Annotated in this window: 22 protein-coding genes; 7 read left to right on the top strand and 15 right to left on the bottom strand. The window is 65.9% G+C overall.

Going from position 1 to position 21,869, the window contains the following annotated elements:
• Window positions 1-4: 4 nt before the first annotated feature.
• The 4 genes from AC5IG3_RS08650 to AC5IG3_RS08635 are packed head-to-tail and all read left to right on the top strand — an operon-like array spanning window position 5 to window position 2,954.
• The gene (locus AC5IG3_RS08650) at window positions 5-553 is read left to right on the top strand and encodes a chemotaxis protein CheW (protein WP_491905880.1); all 549 of its coding nucleotides are present in this window, start codon (window positions 5-7) and stop codon (window positions 551-553) included.
• The gene (locus AC5IG3_RS08645; RefSeq protein WP_491905879.1) at window positions 550-1,371 is read left to right on the top strand and encodes a CheR family methyltransferase; all 822 of its coding nucleotides are present in this window, start codon (window positions 550-552) and stop codon (window positions 1,369-1,371) included. The genes AC5IG3_RS08650 and AC5IG3_RS08645 overlap by 4 nt, the downstream gene beginning before the upstream one ends.
• The gene (locus AC5IG3_RS08640) at window positions 1,346-1,867 is read left to right on the top strand and encodes a chemotaxis protein CheD (RefSeq protein ID WP_491905878.1); all 522 of its coding nucleotides are present in this window, start codon (window positions 1,346-1,348) and stop codon (window positions 1,865-1,867) included. The genes AC5IG3_RS08645 and AC5IG3_RS08640 overlap by 26 nt, the downstream gene beginning before the upstream one ends.
• 19 nt (window positions 1,868-1,886) lie before the next feature.
• Window positions 1,887-2,954, top strand: coding sequence for a protein-glutamate methylesterase/protein-glutamine glutaminase (locus AC5IG3_RS08635; protein ID WP_491905877.1), 1,068 nt, complete (start codon window positions 1,887-1,889; stop codon window positions 2,952-2,954).
• Between the two features lie 10 nt (window positions 2,955-2,964).
• Here the strand turns inward: AC5IG3_RS08635 and aroC are convergent, their stop codons facing one another.
• Window positions 2,965-4,065 (bottom strand): chorismate synthase, encoded by a 1,101-nt coding sequence (aroC, locus tag AC5IG3_RS08630; protein WP_491905876.1) that lies wholly within the window; start codon window positions 4,063-4,065, stop codon window positions 2,965-2,967.
• Window positions 4,066-4,254: 189 nt separating this feature from the next.
• On the opposite strand from aroC, the gene AC5IG3_RS08625 reads away from it, so the two are divergent.
• Window positions 4,255-4,821, top strand: a complete 567-nt coding sequence (locus tag AC5IG3_RS08625; protein WP_491905875.1) for a chemotaxis protein CheW — start codon at window positions 4,255-4,257, stop codon at window positions 4,819-4,821.
• Window positions 4,822-4,903: 82 nt separating this feature from the next.
• Here the strand turns inward: AC5IG3_RS08625 and AC5IG3_RS08620 are convergent, their stop codons facing one another.
• From AC5IG3_RS08620 to AC5IG3_RS08610, 3 genes are all read right to left on the bottom strand, one after another.
• Complete coding sequence (locus AC5IG3_RS08620) at window positions 4,904-5,386, bottom strand: CBS domain-containing protein (RefSeq protein WP_491905874.1); 483 nt, start codon at window positions 5,384-5,386, stop codon at window positions 4,904-4,906.
• A gap of 104 nt (window positions 5,387-5,490) precedes the next feature.
• Window positions 5,491-7,131 carry a methyl-accepting chemotaxis protein gene (locus AC5IG3_RS08615; protein ID WP_491905873.1) on the bottom strand — a complete coding sequence of 547 codons (1,641 nt, stop codon included), beginning with the start codon at window positions 7,129-7,131 and terminating at the stop codon, window positions 5,491-5,493.
• A 130-nt stretch (window positions 7,132-7,261) separates the two neighbouring features.
• Window positions 7,262-8,533 (bottom strand): YihY family inner membrane protein, encoded by a 1,272-nt coding sequence (locus tag AC5IG3_RS08610; protein WP_491905872.1) that lies wholly within the window; start codon window positions 8,531-8,533, stop codon window positions 7,262-7,264.
• 84 nt (window positions 8,534-8,617) lie between these two features.
• On the opposite strand from AC5IG3_RS08610, the gene AC5IG3_RS08605 reads away from it, so the two are divergent.
• Both AC5IG3_RS08605 and AC5IG3_RS08600 read left to right on the top strand, forming a co-directional pair.
• Window positions 8,618-9,013: a DUF2069 domain-containing protein gene (locus tag AC5IG3_RS08605; RefSeq protein ID WP_491905871.1), complete on the top strand. Its 396-nt coding sequence runs from the start codon at window positions 8,618-8,620 to the stop codon at window positions 9,011-9,013.
• Window positions 9,014-9,024: 11 nt separating this feature from the next.
• Complete coding sequence (locus tag AC5IG3_RS08600) at window positions 9,025-10,437, top strand: FAD-binding oxidoreductase (protein WP_491905870.1); 1,413 nt, start codon at window positions 9,025-9,027, stop codon at window positions 10,435-10,437.
• A gap of 5 nt (window positions 10,438-10,442) precedes the next feature.
• Here AC5IG3_RS08600 and AC5IG3_RS08595 read toward each other — a convergent pair whose 3' ends face one another.
• The 11 genes from AC5IG3_RS08595 to nuoG are packed head-to-tail and all read right to left on the bottom strand — an operon-like array spanning window position 10,443 to window position 21,862.
• Window positions 10,443-10,940, bottom strand: a complete 498-nt coding sequence (locus AC5IG3_RS08595; RefSeq protein ID WP_491905869.1) for a DUF1178 family protein — start codon at window positions 10,938-10,940, stop codon at window positions 10,443-10,445.
• 39 nt (window positions 10,941-10,979) lie between these two features.
• On the bottom strand, window positions 10,980-11,630 hold the full coding sequence (locus tag AC5IG3_RS08590; protein ID WP_491905868.1) for an NUDIX domain-containing protein: 651 nt from the start codon (window positions 11,628-11,630) through the stop codon (window positions 10,980-10,982).
• A gap of 10 nt (window positions 11,631-11,640) precedes the next feature.
• Window positions 11,641-11,949: a DUF2818 family protein gene (locus AC5IG3_RS08585; protein WP_491905867.1), complete on the bottom strand. Its 309-nt coding sequence runs from the start codon at window positions 11,947-11,949 to the stop codon at window positions 11,641-11,643.
• Window positions 11,950-11,965: 16 nt separating this feature from the next.
• Window positions 11,966-13,447: an NADH-quinone oxidoreductase subunit NuoN gene (nuoN, locus tag AC5IG3_RS08580; protein WP_491905866.1), complete on the bottom strand. Its 1,482-nt coding sequence runs from the start codon at window positions 13,445-13,447 to the stop codon at window positions 11,966-11,968.
• A 20-nt stretch (window positions 13,448-13,467) separates the two neighbouring features.
• Window positions 13,468-14,940 carry an NADH-quinone oxidoreductase subunit M gene (locus AC5IG3_RS08575; RefSeq protein WP_491905865.1) on the bottom strand — a complete coding sequence of 491 codons (1,473 nt, stop codon included), beginning with the start codon at window positions 14,938-14,940 and terminating at the stop codon, window positions 13,468-13,470.
• Window positions 14,941-14,958: 18 nt separating this feature from the next.
• Window positions 14,959-16,980 carry an NADH-quinone oxidoreductase subunit L gene (nuoL, locus tag AC5IG3_RS08570; RefSeq protein WP_491905864.1) on the bottom strand — a complete coding sequence of 674 codons (2,022 nt, stop codon included), beginning with the start codon at window positions 16,978-16,980 and terminating at the stop codon, window positions 14,959-14,961.
• 21 nt (window positions 16,981-17,001) lie between these two features.
• Window positions 17,002-17,307, bottom strand: a complete 306-nt coding sequence (nuoK, locus tag AC5IG3_RS08565; protein WP_491905863.1) for an NADH-quinone oxidoreductase subunit NuoK — start codon at window positions 17,305-17,307, stop codon at window positions 17,002-17,004.
• Window positions 17,304-17,930: an NADH-quinone oxidoreductase subunit J gene (locus AC5IG3_RS08560; protein ID WP_491905862.1), complete on the bottom strand. Its 627-nt coding sequence runs from the start codon at window positions 17,928-17,930 to the stop codon at window positions 17,304-17,306. The genes nuoK and AC5IG3_RS08560 overlap by 4 nt, the downstream gene beginning before the upstream one ends.
• 6 nt (window positions 17,931-17,936) lie before the next feature.
• Entirely contained in the window at window positions 17,937-18,434 is a 498-nt protein-coding gene (gene nuoI / locus AC5IG3_RS08555) for an NADH-quinone oxidoreductase subunit NuoI (RefSeq protein WP_491905861.1), read from the bottom strand.
• A gap of 42 nt (window positions 18,435-18,476) precedes the next feature.
• The gene (gene nuoH / locus AC5IG3_RS08550) at window positions 18,477-19,535 is read right to left on the bottom strand and encodes an NADH-quinone oxidoreductase subunit NuoH (protein WP_491905860.1); all 1,059 of its coding nucleotides are present in this window, start codon (window positions 19,533-19,535) and stop codon (window positions 18,477-18,479) included.
• Between the two features lie 14 nt (window positions 19,536-19,549).
• Window positions 19,550-21,862, bottom strand: coding sequence for an NADH-quinone oxidoreductase subunit NuoG (gene nuoG / locus AC5IG3_RS08545; RefSeq protein ID WP_491905859.1), 2,313 nt, complete (start codon window positions 21,860-21,862; stop codon window positions 19,550-19,552).
• Between the last annotated feature and the right edge of the window lie 7 nt (window positions 21,863-21,869).

Genomic DNA, 21,869 nt, shown 5'->3' with positions numbered 1-21,869 from the left:
CGACATGCAAGTCATGGAACCACAACACGCAGCCAGCGCCCTGCCCTCGCACGCCCCCGCCAACGTCGCACCGCGCCAGCTGTTGCGGCTGGCGCTCGGTGAGCACCGTTACGGTGTGACGATCGACCGGGTGCGCGAGATCCTCAAATCCAGCCAGCTCACGGCACTGCCGCTGATGCCGGCCTTCGTGCTGGGCGTGATGAACCTGCGCGGCGCGGTGGTGCCGGTCATCGACCTCGGCGCGCGCCTGGGCCTGAGCAGCGCCACGCTGACGCGGCGCAGCTGCGTCGTGATCGTCGAGCTGCCCGGCAACGACAGCCGCAGCGCGCAGACCTTCGGGCTGATGGTGGACGCCGTGCACGAAGTGGCCGACATTCCGCCCAGCGGGCTGGAGAGCGTGCCGTCGCTGGGCACCGACATTCGCGGCGACTACCTCGAAGGCATGGCGCGGCTGCGCGGCGAGATCGTGCCGGTGCTGGCCCTGGAGCGCGTGCTCGACGAAGACGCACTGACGCTGGAGATTGCAAGCCACGTTCGTCAGGGCGCGGCATGACGCTGTCCACGGCGTCGTTCGAAGCCGTGACCGAGATGTTCGCGCGCGTCTCGGGCATCCGCCTGAGTCCGGCCAAGAAGCCGCTGGTCGAGGGCCGGCTGCAACGCATGGCGCAGGACGCAGGCCATGACCGGCTCGATGACTTCGTGCGCGACCTGCTGCACCACAGCGATCCAAAGGCGCTCACGAGGGTGGTCGACAAGCTTACCACCAACGAAACCTATTTCTTTCGCGAGCCGCAGCACTTCGACTTTCTGCGGCAGCAGTTGCAGGCGCAGGCGCAAAAGCAGGCGCCCGCCGGGCCGTTGCGGGTGTGGAGCGCAGCCAGCTCGTCGGGCGAAGAGGCCTACAGCATTGCCATGCTGCTGGCCGATGTGCTGGGCCGGCGCGACTGGTCGGTGGTGGGCACCGACCTGTCGACCGCCATGGTGCGGCAGGCGCAGCGCGCGCTCTACCCGATGGAGCGGGCGCGCAACCTGACGCCCGCGCAACTCAAGCGCCACTGCCTGCGCGGCGAGGGCGACTACGAAGGCCAGCTGCTGATACAGCGCGGCCTGCGCGAGCGGGTGAGCTTTCGCAGCGCCAACCTGATGCAGGACATGCCGCGCGAGCTGGGCCAGTTCGACGTGATCTTCCTGCGCAACGTCCTGATCTATTTCGATCCGCCCGCCAAGGCCGCCATCGTGCGGCGTGTGCTGGCGCACCTCAAACCCGACGGGCACCTCTACACCGGCCATGCCGAATCCCTCACCCAGCTCGACCTCCCGATTCGTGCCGTCGCCACGGCCGTCTATGCGCATACCGCCCGATCTGCATGACCTGCCTGAAGGCGTGGTGGCCAAGCCACCACCCGGGCGCGAGTTGCTGCTCATGCCGGGCCAGCTCTACTTCGGCAACCAGCCCAGCGTGGTGCGCACGCTGCTGGGCTCGTGCGTGGCGGTGACGCTGTGGAACCCGCAGCGGCGCATCGGCGGCATGTGCCACTACATGCTGCCCGAGCGCCTGCACGGCACCCGCACACGCCCCGACGCACGCTACGCCACCGAGGCCATCACGCTGCTGGTCGAGGCGCTGGAGCACGTCGGCACGCGCTGCCAGGACTACGAGGCCCACCTCTACGGCGGCGCCGACACCCTGCCAGACCACTTGACGCACAAGCCCAACGTGGGCGTGCGCAACATCGAGATCGGCTGGACGCTGATCGACCAGCACGGCTTCCAGCTGGTGGGCGTCGACGTGGGCGACAACGTGCCGCGCATGGTCCGGCTCGACATGAAATCAGGCGAAGTCCAAATGCGCCGCTCCGAGCGCTGACACAGGAGAAAACCAAGCCATGCCCGCCATCAAGGTCATGATCGTCGACGACTCGGCGGTGGTGCGCAAGCACCTGTCGGAGCTGCTCACCGCCGCCGGCATCGAGGTGATCGCCACCGCCGCCGATCCGCTGTTCGCGCTGCCCAAGATGCGCTCGCAATGGCCCGACGTGCTGGTGCTCGACGTCGAGATGCCGCGCATGGACGGCATCAGCTTTCTGCGCCAGCTGATGGCCGAGCGACCCACACCGGTGGTGATGTGCTCGACCCTGACCGAAGCCGGCTGCGAGACCACGATGCAGGCGCTGGCCGCCGGCGCCGTGAGCTTCGTCACCAAGCCGCGCATCGGCTTGAAATCATTCCTGGAAGACCGCGCCAACGGCCTGGTCGACGCCGTGCGCGCCGCCGCCGGCGCCAACCTGCGGGCGATGACGTTCAGCAACGCGGCGCCACCGGCCACACGCATGGCGCTGCCGATGGCCGCACCCGCCCGCCCGGGTGCCATGGCGACCACCACCGACCGGGTCATCGCCATCGGCCTGTCGACCGGCGGCGTGCAGTCGCTGGAGCGCGTGCTGCCCCACCTGCCGCGCACGCTGCCGGGCATCCTGGTGGTGCAGCACATGCCGGAGAAGTTCACTGCCGCGTTTGCCGCGCGGCTCGACCGGCTCTGCGAGGTCGAGGTCGTGGAAGCCCGCGACGGCGACCGCGTCATCAGCGGCCGCGTGCTGATCGCCCCGGGCGGGCGCCACCTGCGCCTCAAGCGCAGCGGCGCGCAGTACGTGGCCGAGGTCGTGGACGGCCCGCTCATCAACCACCACCGCCCGTCGGTGGATGTGCTGTTCCGCTCGGTGGCGCAATGCGCCGGCCGCAACGCCGTGGGCCTGATCATGACCGGCATGGGCGATGACGGTGCCCGCGGCCTGCGCGACATGCGCGAGGCCGGTGCCGTCACCGCAGCGCAGGACGAGGCCAGCTCGGTCGTCTTCGGCATGCCACGCGAAGCCGCCCGCATCGGCGCGGCGCAACACGTGGTGGGGCTGGATCAAATGGCCGGATGGCTGCAGCGGGTGAGCCGGGGCGATTGACGGGCTTCCATCAAGCCTGCCCGGCCAGCGGCGGCACCGGCAGCGCCACGTCGCCGCACTGGGCGCGGTGGCGCAGCGCGTGGTCGATGACGACCAGCGCCAGCATGGCCTCGGCGATCGGCGTAGCGCGGATGCCCACGCAGGGGTCGTGGCGGCCGAAGGTCTCGACCGTGGTCGGCTCCAGCGCGCGGTTGACCGAGGCCTTGGGACTGCGGATCGAACTGGTCGGCTTGATGGCGATGCTCACCACAAGATCCTGCCCGGTGCTGATGCCGCCCAGCACGCCGCCGGCGTTGTTGCTGGCAAAGCCCGCGGGCGTCAGTTCATCGCCATGCTGAGTGCCGCGCTGCGCGACGCTGGCAAAGCCGGCGCCGATCTCGACGCCCTTGACCGCGTTGATGCCCATCATGGCGTGGGCAATGTCGGCGTCGAGCTTGTCGAACAGCGGCTCGCCCAGCCCCGCCGGCATGCCGCGCGCGACCACCTGGATGCGCGCACCGCAGCTGTCGCCGTCCTTGCGCAAGGCGTCCATATAGGCTTCCAGGCGCTCGATGGTGGGCGCATGGCTGGGTGCGAAGAAGGGGTTGAGCGGGATCTGCGCCTCGTCCTCGAACGGGATCTCGACCTCGCCGATGGCGCTCATCCAGCCGGTAAACGTCACGCCGTGGTGCTCGCGCAGCCACTTCTTGGCCACCGCACCGGCAGCCACCATCGGCGCGGTCAGGCGGGCCGACGAGCGCCCGCCGCCGCGCGGGTCGCGCAGGCCGTACTTGCGCCAGTAGCTGTAGTCGGCGTGGCCGGGACGGAAGGTGTCGAGGATGTTGCCGTAGTCCTTGCTGCGCTGGTCGGTGTTGCGGATCAGCAGGGCAATCGGCGTGCCGGTGGTGCGGCCCTCGTAGACGCCCGAGAGGATCTCGACCGCATCGGGCTCGTTGCGCTGCGTGACGTGGCGGCTGGTGCCAGGGCGGCGGCGGTCCAGATCAGGCTGGATGTCGGCCTCGGACAACTCCATGCCGGGTGGGCAGCCGTCGATGACGCAGCCGATCGCCGGGCCGTGGCTCTCACCGAAGTTGGTGACGGAAAACAGAAGACCGAAGGTGCTGCCGGACATGTGGGGATCCCAGGGGAAAAACGTTCAAAAAGCGTTCTTGTAACGCGCCGAATTGTAGATAAGGGGGCAAAAGCGCCTTTGCTCCGCGCTTTGCACAGCGGTGTCACGGCCAACAATCACATTCAGTCATTGAGCACCTCGCCCCAGCGCGCGAGGCAACTGCCCCGAATATCCGTAGTGAGGAAGACGATGAACACGGTTCTTGATACCCCGATGGCCGCATCTGCCAGCCAGACTGGCGCTGGCCGCGCACCTGCGCGCCATACCGGCCGCGTCGGCCAGGTCAGCAGCAACGGCACCAGCCAGCACCTGGGGGGGGAATTTCTGACCTTCCGCCTGGGCCATGAGGAGTACGGCATCGAGATCCTGAAGGTGCAGGAAATCCGCTCCTATGAGCCGCCCACGCGCATCGCCAATTCGGCCTCGTTCTTCAAGGGCGTGGTCAACCTGCGCGGTGTGATCGTGCCGATCGTCGACCTGCGCCTGAAGTTCGGCTGCGACAGCGCCGACTACAACACCACCACCGTGGTGATCGTGCTCAACATCCGCGGCCGGGTCGTGGGCGCCGTGGTGGATTCGGTCTCCGACGTGCTGGAGTTGCCGCACGACGCCGTCAAGCCGGCGCCGGAGATTGATGCGTCGGTGGACACCAGCTACATCACCGGCATCGCCAACGTGGCCGAGCGCATGCTGATCCTGATGGACATCGAGGCCCTGATGAGCAGCCCCGACATGGGCCTGGTCGAGATCGGCTGAACCCCGGCGCTGCGGCTCGACCGCACAGCAAAAAGGGCACCGCGAGGTGCCCTTGGTCTTTGTGGCGATCTGATTCAGTGGTTCAGAGCAGCGGCTTGACCTCATGGGCCGCATCGTGCGCGGCGGTTTCATCTGCCGGCCAGTCGCGGATGTAGGCTTTGAGCATGCGGTTCTCGAAGTCCTGGCTGTCGACCACGGCCTTGGCCACGTCGTAGAACGAGATCACGCCCATCAGCGTGCGCTGCTCCAGCACGGGCATGTAGCGGGCGTGGCGCTCCAGCATCATGCGGCGCACTTCGTCGATCTCGGTCGACGGCGTGCAGGTCAGCGGGTGGTCGTCCATCACCGTACGCACCAGCAGCGTGCCGACGGTGCCGCCATTGCGCACCACCGCGCGGATCACCTCGCGGAAGGTCAGCATGCCGATCAGGTCGCCGTGCGACATGACGACCAGCGAGCCGATGTCGAACTCGCTCATGGTCTGGACGGCTTCGGCCAGGTGGGAATCGGGCGAAACGGTGTAGAGCGTGCTGCCCTTGACGCGCAGGATGTCACTGACTTTCATGGCGGAGTACCTCGAACTTGAACCGGGTGAACAGGGGGTTGAAAACAATATAGCCCACATTTCCGGCACAAAGTAACCCGGTCACGCCCTGAAACTCAGCAAAGTCAGTGCGCGGCTTCGCCCTGCTTCATCTGGCGGCGCAGCTCGACGGCATCGCCGGCAGCCGCTACCCGATCGCCCAGCAGCTTGAAGACGCAGACGGCCTCGGACACCTGCTCGCTTTGCGTGCGCACCGAGCTGGCGGCGGCGGCGAGTTCCTCGACCAGTGCGGCGTTCTGCTGCGTCAGCGTGTCCATGTGCGCCACGGCCTCGTTGACCTGCGAGATGCCGGTGAGCTGCTCGGACGCGCCGGTGTTGATCTCCACCACCAGCGCACTCATGCGCTGCACGGCTTCGAGCGCCGAATCCATGGTCTTGCCGGCGTCAGCAGTCTGCCGTGCACCGATCTCGACCTGGTTGCCCGATTCCTCGATCAGCTGCTTGACCTCGCGTGCCGCCGTGGATGTGCGCTGCGCCAGCGAACGCACCTCGCTGGCCACCACCGCGAAGCCGCGGCCCTGCTCACCCGCGCGCGCGGCTTCCACCGCGGCGTTCAGGGCCAGGATGTTGGTCTGGAAGGCGATGCCGTCAATCACCTGGATGATTTCCTGGATGCGGTTGGACGACTGGCTGATGCCCGACATGGTGCTCGTGACCTTGTGCACCGCCTCGGCGCTGCGCGTGGTGATGTCGAAAGCGGTGCGGGCGAAGTCGGCCACGCCACGCGCGGCCTCGGCGCTCTGGCGCACCGTGCCGGTGATCTGCTCCATCGACGACGCGGTTTCTTCCAGGCTGGAGGCCTGGCTTTCGGTGCGCGACGACAGGTCTTCGTTGCCCTGGGCCAGCTCGGACGCCGTGCCACGCAGGCTCTCGACACCGGCGCGGGCATCGCTGACGATGGCCATCAGGTTGACCGACAGCTGGTTGATCGAGCGCTCGCACTGGCCGATGATGCCGCGGTGCTTGACCTCGAAGCGGCGTGTCAGGTCGCCTGCGGCCAGCCGGTTGGAGAAACGGTGCAGGCTCTCCAGCGGCGCCAGCGTGATGTGCTGGATGCGCAGGCCGGACAGCACCGCCGCCGCCGCCGCCGCACCCAGCCCCAGGCCCCAGCCGAGGGCACCACCGCCCACCGCCTGGCCCAGAGTGACGGCGCCAGCCCCCGCGCCCACCGCCAGCCAGCTCAGCAGGCCGACCTGCTTGCCGGGCTCCAGTTGCGTCAGGCGCGCCACGGCACCGCCCAGGCTGCGCTTGTGCAGCGCACCGTTCTTGAAGGTGTGCACCAGCTGGCCGGCGTCTTTTTCAGCGCGCATGGTGGTGTAGAGCGCCTCGGCTTCCTGGATCTGCACGCGGGTGGCTTCGGTGCGCACGGACATGAAGCCGGCGATCTGGTCGCCTTCGAGCAAGGCGGTGACGTTGGCCATCACCCAGTAGTGATCGCCGTTCTTGCGCCGGTTCTTGACCGGTGCCGACCAGGGCAGCCCGGCCTGGATGGAGACCCACATGTCGCGGAAGGCTTCCTCCGGCATGTCGGGGTGACGGATGAGGTTATGCGGCTGGCCCAGCAACTCCTCGCGCGCAAAACCGCTGACCTCGATAAAGGTCGGGTTCATGTAGAGGATGCGACCCTTGAGGTCCGTCGTCGAGACGAGCGTCTGGCCTGAGGGAAACGGGTATTCCCGTTGGCTGATCGGCAAGTTACTGCGCATGCGTTATCTCCAGATGGATGTCGCCCATGAGCCCGGGCAAAGACATGCAAAGAGGATAGTGAGGCGCCCCAAATGCGAAAGCCTTGAATAAAGCCGCAATTCCCCCTCATTCACCCACAGCCGATCAGCATCAGGGCTTGCCTGCTGCGGGCTCCACGGCGGGAGGCAGCGCCTGGGCCAGGCACAGGCCGGCCGGCAGCCAGGACTGGCGCAGGGCCAGATTGGCGGGCCGGGCGGCGAGCAGCAGGCACTCGACCAGCGGCGCCAGCAGCGTGTGGGCCGGATCGACCAGCAGCACCACGCGCGGCGAGCCGTCTTCATCGAGGCGGCCCAGCCAGTCGAGCCCGGTCAGAGTCTCGGTGATGGGTTCGAGCTGCAGCGGGTCGAGCCGCAGGCGCTCGGCCAGATCGGCCAGCGAGAGGCCGCGCCGGGCATCGTCACGCGCGGCAGCCAGCTCGGCCAGCACCTGCAGCGCCAGCGTGAAGCGCCAGCCCGGCACCGCCGCATGACGCACCGTGCGCAACTGCAGGCTGGGTGCGTAGGCGGCAATCACCGCGCCCAGCAGCACGATCACCCAGCCCAGGTAGATCCACACCAGCAGGATCGGCACGGTGGCAAACGCGCCGTAGATGGTGGTGTAGGTGGGCGCGGCGGCCAGGTACCAGGCCAGCAACCGCTTGACGATCTCGAAACCCACCGCCACAAAGGCGCCACCCGCCGCCGCATGCACCCAGCGCACCGGCGTGTTGGGCACGAAGCGGAACAGGCCGGCCATGCCGGTGGCCATCAGCAACAACTCGACCCCGTTCAGCAGCAGCGACACGCCGCCGGGCAAGGCGCTGACGAAGCCACGCGAGGCGGACAGGGCGTACGACGTCAGGCTCAGGCTCACGCCCAGCACCAGCGGCCCCAGCGTGGCGATCGCCCAATAGACCAGCACGCGCTGGGCGATCGGCCGGCTCTGGCGCACGCGCCAGATGGCGTTGAGCGTGCGGTCGATGGTCAGCAGCAGCGCAATCGCCGTCATGACCAGCAGCACCAGCCCGACGGTCCCCACCCGGTTGGCCTTGAGCGCAAACTGCGTCAGCTGCATCAGCACCGGCTTGGCGATCTGGTCGGGCACCAGGTTCTGGATCAGGTAAGTCTCCAGCGCCTTGCGGAAGGCGCCGAACATCGGAAACGCCGTGAAGACCGCAAACGTCACCGTGGCCAGCGGCACCAGCGCGATGGTGGTGGTGAAGGTCAGGCTGCCGGCGGTGATGCCCAGCCGGTCCTCCCGAAAGCGCAGTCGCAGGGTGCGCAGCGTGTCCAGCCACGGCCAGGTTTGGAACGAAAGCCACGCGCGGTGCAGCCGCTGGCGCGCCAGACGCCAGCGCGCCGTCCAAGAATTGAGTCGATACATGCTGGCTATGATGCCAAAGGGTTGTCCCTGACCCGCGAATCTGCTGCCTGGATGCCCGTCTTGAATCTACCGTCGTCTCCTTCCGTGCCTACCCCTGTGCCCACCCCCGGCGTGCTCCGCAGCCGGGCACTGGCGTTCGCCACCTGTCTGGCGCTGGTGCTGCTGGGCCTGGCCTGGGAGCTGTGGCTCGCGCCCACCGGGCGCGGCACGCTGGCCATCAAGGTGGTGCCGCTGGTGCTGGCGCTGCCCGGGCTGTGGCGCCTGCGGCTCTACACCTACCGCTGGCTGAGCCTGGCGGTGTGGTTGTATGTGGCCGAGGCCGCCGTGCGCATCAACACGCCAGACGGCGCAGGCCCGCCCCTGGGCATCGCCTGCGCGGCCGGGCAGCTGCTGCTGTCGCTGCTGCTGTTCACCGCCTGCGCCTGGCATGTGCGCCAGCGACTGGCGGCGGGCGTGCCAACCACCGCCGCCAACACCTGATCACATTCCCCATGAGCCACGCCAGCCGCTTTCTGGACGATCTGCGCGATGCAATCGGCGCCGACCATGTGCTGACCGAAGGCGATCTGAGCGCCTACGAACTCGACTGGCGCCGCCGCTACTGGGGCCGCGCACTCGCCGTGGTGCGGCCGGGCAGCACCGATAAAGTCGCGGCCGTCCTGCGCCTGTGCGATGCACACGACGTGGCCGTGGTGCCGCAAGGCGGCAACACCGGGCTGGTGGGCGGCTCGGTACCGGACGCCAGCGGCAAGCAGGTGCTGCTCAAGCTCGACCGGCTCAACCGCATCCGCGCCATCGACACCGCCAACCTGACGCTGACGGTGGAAGCCGGCTGCGTGCTGCACGCCGCCCAGCAGGCCGCCGCCGACGCCGGCCTGCTGCTGCCGCTGAGCCTGGCCTCGGAAGGCAGTTGCACCATCGGCGGCAACCTGGCCAGCAACGCCGGCGGCACCCAGGTGCTGCGCTACGGCAACGCGCGCGAACTCTGCCTGGGCCTGGAAGTGGTCACGCCGCAGGGCGAGGTCTGGAGCGGCCTGTCCGGCCTGCGCAAGGACAACACCGGCTACGACCTGCGCCAGCTGTACGTGGGCAGCGAAGGCACGCTGGGCGTGATCACCGCCGCCGTGCTGCGCCTGCAGCCGCAGCCGGCCGCCACCATGACGGCGCTGGCGGCGTGCGACAGCCTGGAGAGCTGCGTCGACCTGCTGCAACTGGCGCAGGCCCGTGCCGCCGCAACGCTGACCGGCTTCGAGGTCATGAACACGCTGTCGCTCGCGCTGGTGCGCAAGCACTTCCCGAAACTGACCCAGCCGCTGCCGTCCAGCCCGTGGACGGTGCTGCTGGAGGTGTCGGACGCCGAGAGCGAAGCACACGCCCGCACGCTGTTTGAAGGACTGCTGGAAGCGGCTCTGGAGCGCGGCCTGATCGAGGACGCGGCGGTGGCCGAGAGCGTGGCGCAATCCAGCGCGATGTGGCACCTGCGCGAGTCGATCTCGATGGCGCAAGCCCAGGAGGGCCTCAACATCAAGCACGACATCGCCCTGCCCGTCTCACGCATTCCGGCCTTCTGCACCGCCACCGATGGGGCTCTGGAGCAGGCATTCCCGGGCGCACGCCTGGTCAACTTCGGCCACCTGGGCGATGGCAATCTGCATTACAACGTGCAGGCGCCCGCAGGCGTGGCCGCCGCCGACTTCCTGCGCGACTGCGAGCCCGGCGTCAACGCGCTGGTCTACGACGCGGTGATGGCCCACGGTGGCTCGATCTCGGCCGAGCACGGCATCGGCGCGCTCAAGCGCGACGAACTGGCGCGGCGCAAATCGCCGGTGGCACTGGCGCTGATGCGCTCGATCAAGCACGCGCTCGACCCGAAGAATCTTCTCAACCCGGGCCGGGTTCTTTAAGCGACCTACTGCAGCGGGCCCTTGAGCGCGGCAGGAATCGGCAGGCTGAAGACCTCGATGCCTTCTTCGTGCAATTCCTGGCGCTGCTCGGGCGTGGTCTCGCCGCGCAGGTTGCGGTGCTCGGCCTCGCCGTAGTGGATGCGGCGCACCTCTTCGGTGAACTGCGTGCCCACGTCCTCGGTCTGCGCCAGCATCTGGCGGGCGAGTTGCAGGTAGCGCGCCTCGGGCGTCAGGTCGGCAGCGGCAGCCGGCGATGAAGCAGTCGGCACGACAGCCGGGCTCACAGGCGATGAGGATGGAGCTGGCGTCATGGCCGGCGGCGTCGGCTCGCGCGCACCAGACAAGTTGAGCCGGGGCGCCGAGGGCCGGCGCTCGACCTGCGCGTTACCGCACAAGAGACAGGTCAACAGGCCACGCGCCTGCTGGTCGAGGTAGTCGGCCTCGGAGCCAAACCAGCCCTCGAATCCATGCCCGGCCTGACAGGCCAGATTGAAGACCTTCATGGCCGGGCCATCCGGTGGAAGTCCAGGTACCGGCGCACGTCAACCCGCCGCAGCGAGTTGCTCCTGCTCGCTGCGCCAGTCCAGCGGCCAACTGCCGGCCTGCCATTGCTGCAGCCAGAGCAGGCCGACCAGCGTCTTGGCGTCAGTCACCAAGCCATCGCGAATCCACGCCGACAACTCATCGGCGCTGGCAGCGAAGACGTCCAGGAATTCACCCGCGTCCAGCTGCCGCTGACCGGCCTGCAGGCCGCGCGCAAACCAGATCTGGATGTGCTCGGTCGAATAGGCAATCGCGTTATGCAACTGGCCGGCATAGGCCCACTCGCGGGCGGTGTAGCCGGTTTCCTCGAACAGTTCACGCACACCGCAGACGATGCCGGCCTCGCCTTTTTCGAGCTTTCCGGCAGGAAACTCCAGCATGGCCCGTTGCAGCGGGTAGCGGTACTGGCGCTCCAGCACAAGGCGGCCATCGTCGAGCAGCGGAATCACCATCACCGCGCCATCGTGCACCATGTACTCGCGGCTGCTGTGGCTGCCGTCGGGCAGGCTGACCTCGTCACGCCGCACGTCCAGAAAACCACCGCGATAGACCTGCGCACCGCCCGTGCGCTGCTCCAGCAGGTGCGCATCACCTTGTGGAAGTTCAGCCAGACTCGGCAAATGCTGCAAATCCGGCGCGGGTTGACTCATCAGGAGAGTCTCAGGCCGGCTTGCGCTGCCGGCGCAGGTAGCGCCAGACAAAACCCGGAAAGGCCAGCGTCAGGAAGACGCACAGCATGACCGCGTAGAACTGCCAGCCCTGCGGCTGCGCCTGACCGGCCAGGGCCTCCAGGCTGCGACCGATGACGATCACGATGCCCGCAAACATCACCAGTTCCAGCAGGCGCCAGGAAAACGCCTTGTCCTCACGCTGCGGACCCACCGCAAAGAGCCGTTCATTCACGAAAGGCAGGTTGGCCATGGCGGCTGCCAGCAGCAGCACGAGCCAGATCGATGCGGTCGTTGCCATGGTCGTTGAACTTCGTTCAGGTGGCCAGGGCCTTGACGATGGCTTGCGCGCACATCGTCATCAGCCCGCCAGGCAACAGGCCCAACGCCAGAACGGCAGCACCGTTGATTGACAGCAGCACGCGGGCATCAGCCGGCGCGTGAATGGCATGCGTGTCGGTCGGCGTATCAAAGTACATGACCTTGACGATGCGCAGGTAGTAGAACGCGCCCACCAGCGACAGCACGACCGAGAAAATGGCCAGGGCGATGTAGCCGGTCTCGTTGGTCGAGATCAGCGCCTGCAGCACCGACAGCTTGGCGTAGAAGCCCACCGTCGGCGGAATACCAGCCAGCGAGAACATGAACACCGCCATCACGCCCGCCAGCAGCGGGTTGCGCTGGTTGAGACCGGCCAGATCGGAGATCTCTTCCGCCTCATGGCCTTGGCGGGCCAGCAGCATGATCAGGCCGAAGCTGCCCAGCGTCGTCGTCACGTAGGTGACGATGTAGAACATCGACGAGCTGTAGGCGTTGGCTGCCGACAACGTGTTGCCGTTGACCACGCCCGCCACCAGACCCAATAGCAGGAAGCCCATCTGCGCAATGGTCGAGTAGGCCAGCATGCGCTTGAGGTTGGTCTGCGCAATGGCCGCCAGGTTGCCCACCAGCAGCGAACAGACCGACAGCACCACCAGCATCTGCTGCCAGTCGACCGCCAGGCCCAGCATGCCGTCGACCAGCAGGCGCATGGTCATGCCGAAGGCCGCGATCTTGGGCGCACCGGCGATCAGCAGCGTGGCCGCCGTGGGAGCGCCCTGGTAGACGTCAGGCAACCACATGTGGAACGGCACCGCGCCGAGCTTGAAGGCCAGGCCCGAGACGATGAACACCACGCCGAAGACCAGCACCTGACGGTTGGCCTCGCCCTTGCCGATGGCTTCGAAGACGCGGCCGAGATCGAGCGATCCAGTGGCGCCGTACATCATCGACAGACCGTAGAGCAGGAAGCCCGAAGCCAGCGCGCCGAGCACGAAGTACTTCATGGCCGCTTCAGTGGCCTGGGCGTGGTCACGGCGCAAGGCCACCAGCGCGTAGAGCGACAGGCTCATCAACTCCAGGCCGAGGTAGATCACCAGGAAGTTGTTGCCCGACACCATGATGCTGATGCCCAGCAGCGAGAACAGGCTGAGCGTGAACAGCTCGCCTTTGAGCATCTCGCGGCTGGCGGCGTAGGGTCGCGCATAGACCAGCGTCACCGCCGTGGCCACCGTGGCGAAGAACGCCAGCAGATGTCCCATGGGGTCGCTGACCACCATGCGGCCCATGGCGTAGACCGTCTCGCCACTGTTGAAGTGCATCAGGTGCAGGCCCGCGACCACCGCCAGGGTGGCCAGGCTCAACACGTAGGTGAGCAGACGCCGTTCATCGGTGACGAACAGGTCGACCAGCGCCACGACGCAGGTCATCACCAACAGGAAAATCTCGGGATAGACCGCGAGCCAGTTCATAGCCGTCATAGTTCAACCAGCTCCGCAGATCACAGTTTGGAAACGCCAACGTGGCGGATCAGCTCCGTCACCGACACATGCATCACGTCGGTGAAAGGCTTGGGGTAGAGACCCATCGCCAGGGTGGCGATGGCCAGCACGGCGAGCATGAGGAACTCACGCGCATTGATGTCGCTCAGGCCGCGCACGTTGTCGTTGGTGACATCGCCGAGGTAGACGCGCTTGATCATCCACAGCGTGTAAGCCGCGCCGAAGATCAATGCCGTGGCAGCCAGCAGACCGATCCAGAAGTTGTACTTGACCGCGCCCAGGATCACCATCCACTCGCCGATGAAACCGGCCGTGCCCGGCAGGCCGCAGTTGGCCATGCCGAAGAAGATCGCAAACGCCGCGAACTTGGGCATGGTATTGACCACGCCGCCATAGGCCGAGATTTCACGCGAGTGCACGCGGTCGTAGAGCACGCCGATCGACAGGAACATGGCGCCCGATACGAAGCCGTGCGAGATCATCTGCACCAGACCGCCGGAAATACCCAGCTCGCTGAAGATGAAGAAGCCCAGCGTGACGAAGCCCATGTGAGCGATCGACGAGTACGCGACCAGCTTCTTCATGTCGTTCTGCACCAGCGCGACCAGGCCGATGTAGATCACACCGATCAGCGACAACGTGATCACGAAGGGCGCATAGGCCTGCGCCGCATCGGGCACGATCGGCAGCGAGAAGCGCAGGAAGCCGTAGGCGCCGAGCTTCAGCATGATCGCGGCCAGCACGACCGAGCCGCCGGTGGGCGCCTCGACGTGGGCATCGGGCAACCAGGTGTGCACCGGCCACATCGGCACCTTCACGGCGAAGGCCGCGAAGAACGCAAAGAACAGCAGCGTCTGCACCGGCATGGCCAGCGGCAGTTGATGCCAGGTGGTGATCTCGAAGCTGCCGCCCGACTTGTAGTACAGGAAGATCAGCGCGATCAGCATCAGCAGCGAGCCGGCCAGCGTGTACAGGAAGAACTTGAATGCCGCGTAGACCCGCCGCGCACCGCCCCACATGCCGATGATGATGTACATCGGGATCAGGGTGGCCTCGAAGAAGACGTAGAACAGCAGGCCGTCGACCGCACTGAACACGCCGACCATCAGGCCCGACAGGATCAGGAAGGCGCCCATGTACTGGTGCACGCGCTTCTCGATCACCTCCCAGGCGGCAATCACCACGATGATCGTGATGAAGGCGGTCAGCAGCACAAACCACACCGAAATGCCGTCCACGCCGAGGTGATAGCGCACATTGAAGCGCTCGATCCAGGCCAGGTTTTCCTGGAACTGGAAGGCGGCACTGGTGACGTCGAAACCGCTGATCAGCGGCAGCGTGACGGCGAAGCTGACGATGGCGCCGACCAGCGCGATCCAGCGCACTACACCAGCGTTTTCGTCACGGCCCAAGGCCAGCAGGACCAAGCCGAAGGCAATCGGGATCCAGATCGCGAGCGAGAGATATGCCATTTTTTATAGTCCCGGAACTCAACGATGCAGGAAGACGAACCAGCTCATCAGCGCAAACACGCCGACCAGCATGACCAGGGCATAGTGGTAGATGTAGCCGGTCTGGAACAGGCGCACCAGCGAGGCGATCCAGCCGATCAGCTTGGCAGAGCCGTTAATGGCCGCGCCGTCGATCAGGGCCACGTCACCGATCTTCCAGAAACCCTTGCCCAGCAGACGTGCACCAGCGGCCAGCACACGCTCATTGAACGCGTCGAGGTAATACTTGTTTTCCATGACCTTGATCAGCGGCGCCAGGGCGCGACCGATGGCCGCAGGCACCGCCGGCACCACCATGTAGAACACGTAGGACACCACGACACCAGCCACGGCCAGGATGAATGGCAGCGTCTGCAGCGAGTGCATGGCCATGGCCGCAGCGCCGTGGAAGTTTTCCTGCAGTTCCTGCATCGCCGGGTGACGGACCAGGTCGACAAAGATCGCGTCCTTGAAGAAGTCGCCGTACAGCATCGGGCCGATGGTCAGGTAGCCGATCACGACCGACGGGATCGCCAGCAGCACCAGCGGCAGCGTCACCACCCAGGGCGATTCGTGCGGCGTGTGCGCATGGTGATGACCGTGATCGTCATCATGGTGATCGTGCTCCCCCGGGAACGGCTTGTGATGGAAGTTTTCCTTGCCGTGGAAGACCAGGAAGTACATCCGGAACGAGTAGAACGCCGTCACGAACACGCCGATCACCGCCGCCCAGTAGGCCCACGGAGCCGCCGGCAGCTGGCTGGCATGCAGCGCCTCGATGATCGAGTCCTTCGAGTAGAAGCCCGAGAACAGCGGCGTGCCGATCAGCGCGAGCGAACCCAGCAGCGACGTGATCCAGGTGATGGGCATGTACTTGCGCAGGCCGCCCATGTTGCGGATGTCCTGGTCATGGTGCATGCCGATGATGACCGAGCCGGCACCCAGGAACAGCAGCGCCTTGAAGAACGCGTGCGTCATCAGGTGGAACACCGCGACCGAGTAGGCCGAAGCGCCCAGCGCCATCGTCATGTAGCCGAGCTGCGACAGCGTCGAGTACGCGACCACGCGCTTGATGTCGTTCTGGATGATGCCAAGGAAGCCCATGAACAGGCCCGTGATGGCACCGATGATCAGGATGAAGTTGAGCGCGGTATCCGACAGCTCGAACAGCGGCGACATGCGCGCCACCATGAAGATGCCGGCCGTCACCATGGTCGCCGCGTGGATCAGCGCCGAGATCGGGGTCGGACCTTCCATCGAGTCGGGCAGCCAGACGTGCAGCGGGAATTGCGCCGACTTGCCCATCGCACCGATGAACAGGCAAATGCAGGTCACGGTGATGAGTTGCCACTCGGCGCCGCCGAACGGGTTGGCGAAGCCGAGCTTGCTGAACTCGCCGGCCTTGGCGAAGGCTTCGGTGTAGTTGAGCGTGCCCGCGTAGGCGGCAATCAGGCCGATGCCCAGGATGAAGCCGAAGTCACCGACCCGGTTGACCAGGAAGGCTTTCATGTTGGCGAAGATCGCCGTGGGCTTCTTGAACCAGAAGCCGATCAGCAGGTAGGACACCAGGCCCACCGCTTCCCAGCCGAAGAACAGCTGCAGGAAGTTGTTGCTCATGACGAGCATGAGCATCGAGAAGGTGAACAGCGAGATGTAGCTGAAAAAGCGCTGGTAGCCCGGGTCTTCGTGCATGTAGCCGATGGTGTAGACGTGCACCATCAGCGAGACGAAGGTGACCACGCACATCATCATGGCGGTCAGGCCGTCGACCATGAAGCCGACTTCCATCTTGAGGTCGCCGAGCACCATCCATTCATAGACGGTGGCGTTGTAGCGCGCACCGTCCTGGATCACGGCCAGCAGCGTGATGACCGACAGGACGAAGGCGACCAGCACGCCAAGGATGGTCGCGACGTGCGAACCCGTGCGGCCGACGGTCTTGCCGAAGAAACCGGCGATGACCGCACCCGCCAGAGGCGCGAGCGGCACAGCCAACAGCATCGATTGCGAGAGCTGAGACATATTCTTGATGTTCCCTTGGCCTCAGCCCTTCAGCGAATCGAGCTCGTCGACGTTGATCGTCGAACGATTGCGGAACAGCACCACCAGAATGGCCAGTCCGATGGCCGATTCAGCCGCCGCTACGGTAAGAATGAAAAACACGAAAACCTGCCCCGCCATGTCGCCCAGGTAGTGCGAGAAGGCGATGAAGTTCAGGTTGACCGCCAGCAGCATCAGTTCGATGCACATCAGCAGAACGATCAGGTTCTTGCGGTTCAGGAAGATGCCGATCACCGACAGCGCGAACAGGATCGCGCCCAGCGTCAGGTAGTGTCCGAGCGTGATCATGCTTGTCCTTTCGGCGCGGAGGGAACTTCGCGCACCGCATCCATCTTGACGATGCGCAGGCGGTCGGCCTTCTTGGCCTTGACCTGCTCGGACGGGTTCTGGCCCTTGACGTCCTTGCGACGGCGCAACGTCAGCGCGATGGCCGCGATGATGCCCACCAGCAGCAGCACGGCGGCGATTTCCAGCGGGTAGAGATAGTCGGTGTAGAGCTCGATGCCCAGCATCTTGGTGTTGGGCATGGCCACGCCCTCACCCGGCATCGGTTTGGCGTCGGGCACGTTGAAGCCGCGCTGCAGCACCCACGCCATCTCCAGGGCAATGACCACACCCACGGTGGCCGCCACCGGGAAGTGCTTCCAGAAGCCCTGGCGCATGGCGTCGACGTTGATGTCGAGCATCATCACCACGAACAGGAACAGCACCATCACGGCACCGACATAGACCAGCACCAGGGAGATGGCGAGGAATTCGGCCTCAAGCAGCATCCACACGCACGAAGCGCTGAAAAATGCCAGCACCAGGTACAGCGCCGCATGCACCGGGCTTCGCGCGGTGATCACGCGAAAGCCAGCCAACAAGAGAACCGTCGAGAAGACGTAGAAGAGCAAAGTGGTGGTATCCATGTCGTCTTAACGGTACTTGGCGTCCGCCGCCTTGTTGGCTGCGATTTCGTTTTCGTAGCGATCGCCCACGGCCAGCAACATGTCCTTGGTGAAGTACAGGTCACCGCGTTTTTCGCCGTGGTATTCGAAGATGTGCGTCTCGACGATCGAGTCGACCGGGCAGCTTTCCTCGCAGAAGCCGCAGAAGATGCACTTGGTCAGGTCGATGTCGTAGCGCGTGGTGCGGCGACTGCCGTCCTCGCGCACGTCAGACTCGATCGTGATGGCCATGGCCGGGCAGACCGCTTCGCACAGCTTGCAGGCGATGCAGCGCTCTTCCCCGTTCTCGTAGCGGCGCAGCGCATGCAAACCACGGAAGCGCGGGCTCTGCGGCGTCTTTTCTTCCGGGAACTGCACGGTGACAGAACGCTGGAAGAAATGACGGCCGGTGAGCTTCATGCCCTTGAGCAATTCCAGCAGCATGAAGCTGGAGACAAAATCCTTGACACTGGTCACGGCGGACATGGTGTGTTTCCTCAGGCGGGCGTCAGCGCCCTGCTACCAGTATTAATTCCAGATGTTCCAGGGCGACTGGATCCACAGGCCCACCACCACCAGCCACACCAGGGTGACGGGGATGAAGATCTTCCAGCCCAGACGCATGATCTGGTCATAGCGATAACGCGGGAAGGTGGCACGGACCCAGAGGAACATGGTCGCGACGCAGAAGGTCTTGAGCCCCAGCCAGATCCAGCCCGGAATGAAACTCAGGAACGCCACAGGTGCATCCCAGCCGCCCAGGAACATGATCACGGCCAGCACGGAGACCAGGATCATGTTGGCGTATTCGGCCAGGAAGAACATCGCGAACGACATGCCCGAGTACTCGATCATGTGACCGGCCACGATCTCGGCCTCGCCTTCGACCACGTCGAAGGGGTGGCGGTTGGTTTCCGCCAGACCCGAGATGAAGTAGACGATGAAGATCGGGAACAGCGGCAACCAGTTCCACGACAGGAAATTCAGGCCCATGCCGGCGAAGTTGCCCTTGGTCTGCATCGTGACGATGTCGGTCATGTTCAGGCTGCCGGTCACCATCAGCACGACGACGAAGCAGAAGCCCATCGAGATTTCGTAGCTGACCATCTGTGCCGAGGCGCGCATCGCGCCCAGGAAGGCGTACTTCGAGTTGGACGCCCAGCCGGCGATGATCACGCCGTAGACCTCCATCGAAGTGATCGCCATCAGGAACAGCAGGCCGGCGTTGACGTTGGCCAGCACGACTTCGGGGCCGAACGGCACCACCGCCCAGGCTGCCAGCGCCGGCATGATGGTCATGACCGGACCGAGGTAGAACAGGCCCTTGTTGGCCGCCGTCGGGGTGATGATCTCCTTGAAGATCAGCTTGACCGCGTCGGCAATCGGGGTCAGCAGGCCCCAGGGACCAACCCGGTTCGGGCCCGGTCGCACCTGGGTCCAGCCGATGGCCTTGCGCTCCCACAGCGTGAGGTAGGCCACGCAGCCGAGCAGCGGCAGCAGCACCGTGATGATCTTGATCAGCGTCCAGACCACGGGCCAGGCGGCGCCCAGGTGGTCAGCGCCCAAGGTTTGCAGGGTATCCAGCATCTTCAGGTCCTGGCTCAGGCGGGTTCGACGGTCAGGGTGCCGAAGGCGTCACCCAGGGAGGCCGTGGCGGCAAGGCCGGCGCTCACGCGCACGGTGCCGGTCGCCAGGCTGGCATCCAGATGAGCCGGCAGCGTGACCGAGGCCCCGTTCTGCGTGAGGCGCACCTGCGCGCCGACTTGCAGGCCGAGGCGGCCCCACAGGTCAGCCGGCAGACTGGCCACCGGCGCAGCAGCGTCGGCGGTGTGTTGCAGCGCGGGGGCGCGGCGCACGATGGAATCAGTCGCGTAGATCGGCACGTCAGCCAGGCGCTGCAGGCCTTGCGGCGTCACGCCGGCCTGCGGTGCGGCGCTGCTGCGGTTGGACAGGCGCGCGCTGATCTGCGACTGATCGCCATAGGCGGCAGCACGCACTTCCTCGACGCTCTCTTGCGCGAAGCCCTCCAGGCCCAGCAAGTTGCCCAGCACGCGCAACACCTTCCAGCCTGGACGCGTTTCGCCCAGCGGACGCACGACACCGTGGAAGCTCTGCACCTGACCGTCGGCGTTGACGTAGCTGCCACCGGTTTCAGTGAACGGCGCGATCGGCAGCAGCACGTCGGCGAATTCGATGTTGGCGCTGAAGGGGCTGAAAGCCACCACCATCTGCGCGCCCGCCAGGGCCTTGGCCGCTTGCGCAGCGTTGGCAGCGTCCAGCACCGGTTCGGTGTTGAACAGCAGGTAGGCCTTGCGCGGCTCGGCCAGCATTTGAGCGGCGTTGGCACCGCCTTGCTGCGGCTGCGCGCCGACCAGCTGGGCGCCGACGCTGTTGCCAGCCTCGCCCAGGTAGCCGACGCTCGCGCCGGTCTGCTCGGCAATCCAGCCCGCCAGCGTCAGCAACTCAGCCGCTTGCGGGTGTTGCGCTGCGGCGTTGCCCAGCAGCACGGCCTTGTTCTGGCCGCTCAGCAGCGAGTTGGCGATGGCCGTGGCGGCAGGGCTCGGCGTCACCGCCAGCGGCGCGGTCACGCCCTTGGCGGTGGCGACGGCTGCAGCGATCTCGATCAGGGTCTGGGCCCACTCGCTCGGAGCCACCAGCGATTGCGCGGCGATCGGCATCAGCCAGTCATCGGCCAGCGCATGCACGCGGGTGATCTGCGCGCCGCGGCGCGCAGCCTGGCGCAGGCGCTGCGCGAACAGCGGATGGTCCTTGCGCAGGAAGGAGCCGATCACCAGCGCGCGATCCACCGTCGACAGGTTGGCGATCGACGTACCCAGCCAATGCACCGCGCCCGCATCCTGGCGGAAGTCGGCGTGGCGCAGACGGTGGTCGATGTTGTCGCTGCCCAGGCCGCGCACCAGTTGACCCAGCAGGAACAGCTCTTCGCTGGTCGAGTAGGCCGAGGCCAGCGCGCCGATGGCACCTGCGCCATGGTCGGTCTTGATGTTCTTCAGGCCGTTGGCGACATATTCCAGCGCCACCGTCCAGTCGACCGCCTTCCACTGCCCGCCCTGCTTGATCATGGGGCGGGTGTTGCGGGCATCGCTGTTGAGCGCTTCGTAGCTGAAGCGGTCACGGTCGGCGATCCAGCATTCGTTGGCGGCGTCGTTCTCGCGCGGCACCACACGCAGCACCTGGTGGTTCTTGACCTGAACGATCAGGTTGGCGCCGGTGCTGTCATGCGGGCTGACGCTCTTGCGGCGCGACAGCTCCCAGGTGCGGGCGCTGTAGCGGAAGGGCTTGCTGGTCAGCGCGCCGACCGGGCAGATGTCGATCATGTTGCCCGACAGCTCGGAGTCGATCGTCTCGCCCAGGAAGGTCGTGATCTCGGAGTGCTCGCCGCGCTGCACCATGCCGAGTTCCATCTGACCAGCGATTTCCTGGCCGAAACGGACGCAGCGGGTGCAGTGGATGCAGCGGCTCATCTCTTCCATCGAGATCAGCGGGCCAACCTCCTTGTGGAAGACCACGCGCTTTTCTTCCTCGTAGCGCGAAGCCGACTTGCCGTAACCGACAGCCACATCCTGCAACTGACACTCGCCGCCCTGGTCGCAGATCGGGCAGTCCAGCGGGTGGTTGATGAGCAGGAACTCCATCACCGACTGCTGCGCCTTGAGCGCTTTTTCGCTCTTGGTGCGCACGATCATGCCCTGCGTCACCGGCGTGGCGCACGCCGGCATGGGCTTGGGCGCCTTCTCGACGTCGACCAGGCACATGCGACAGTTGGCCGCGATGGAGAGCTTCTTGTGGTAACAGAAGTGCGGGATGTAGGTGCCGGCCTTCTCGGCAGCGTGCATCACCATGCTGCCTTCGGTCACCTCGACCTTGCGGCCGTCGAGTTCGATTTCGATCATGCTGGCA

It is taken from the genome of Leptothrix sp. (in: b-proteobacteria), from assembly GCF_965250675.1.
Classification (GTDB): domain Bacteria; phylum Pseudomonadota; class Gammaproteobacteria; order Burkholderiales; family Burkholderiaceae_C; genus Sphaerotilus.
The sequence above is the reverse complement of the archived record's forward strand: the minus strand, read 5'-3'. Positions and strand labels throughout refer to the sequence as shown.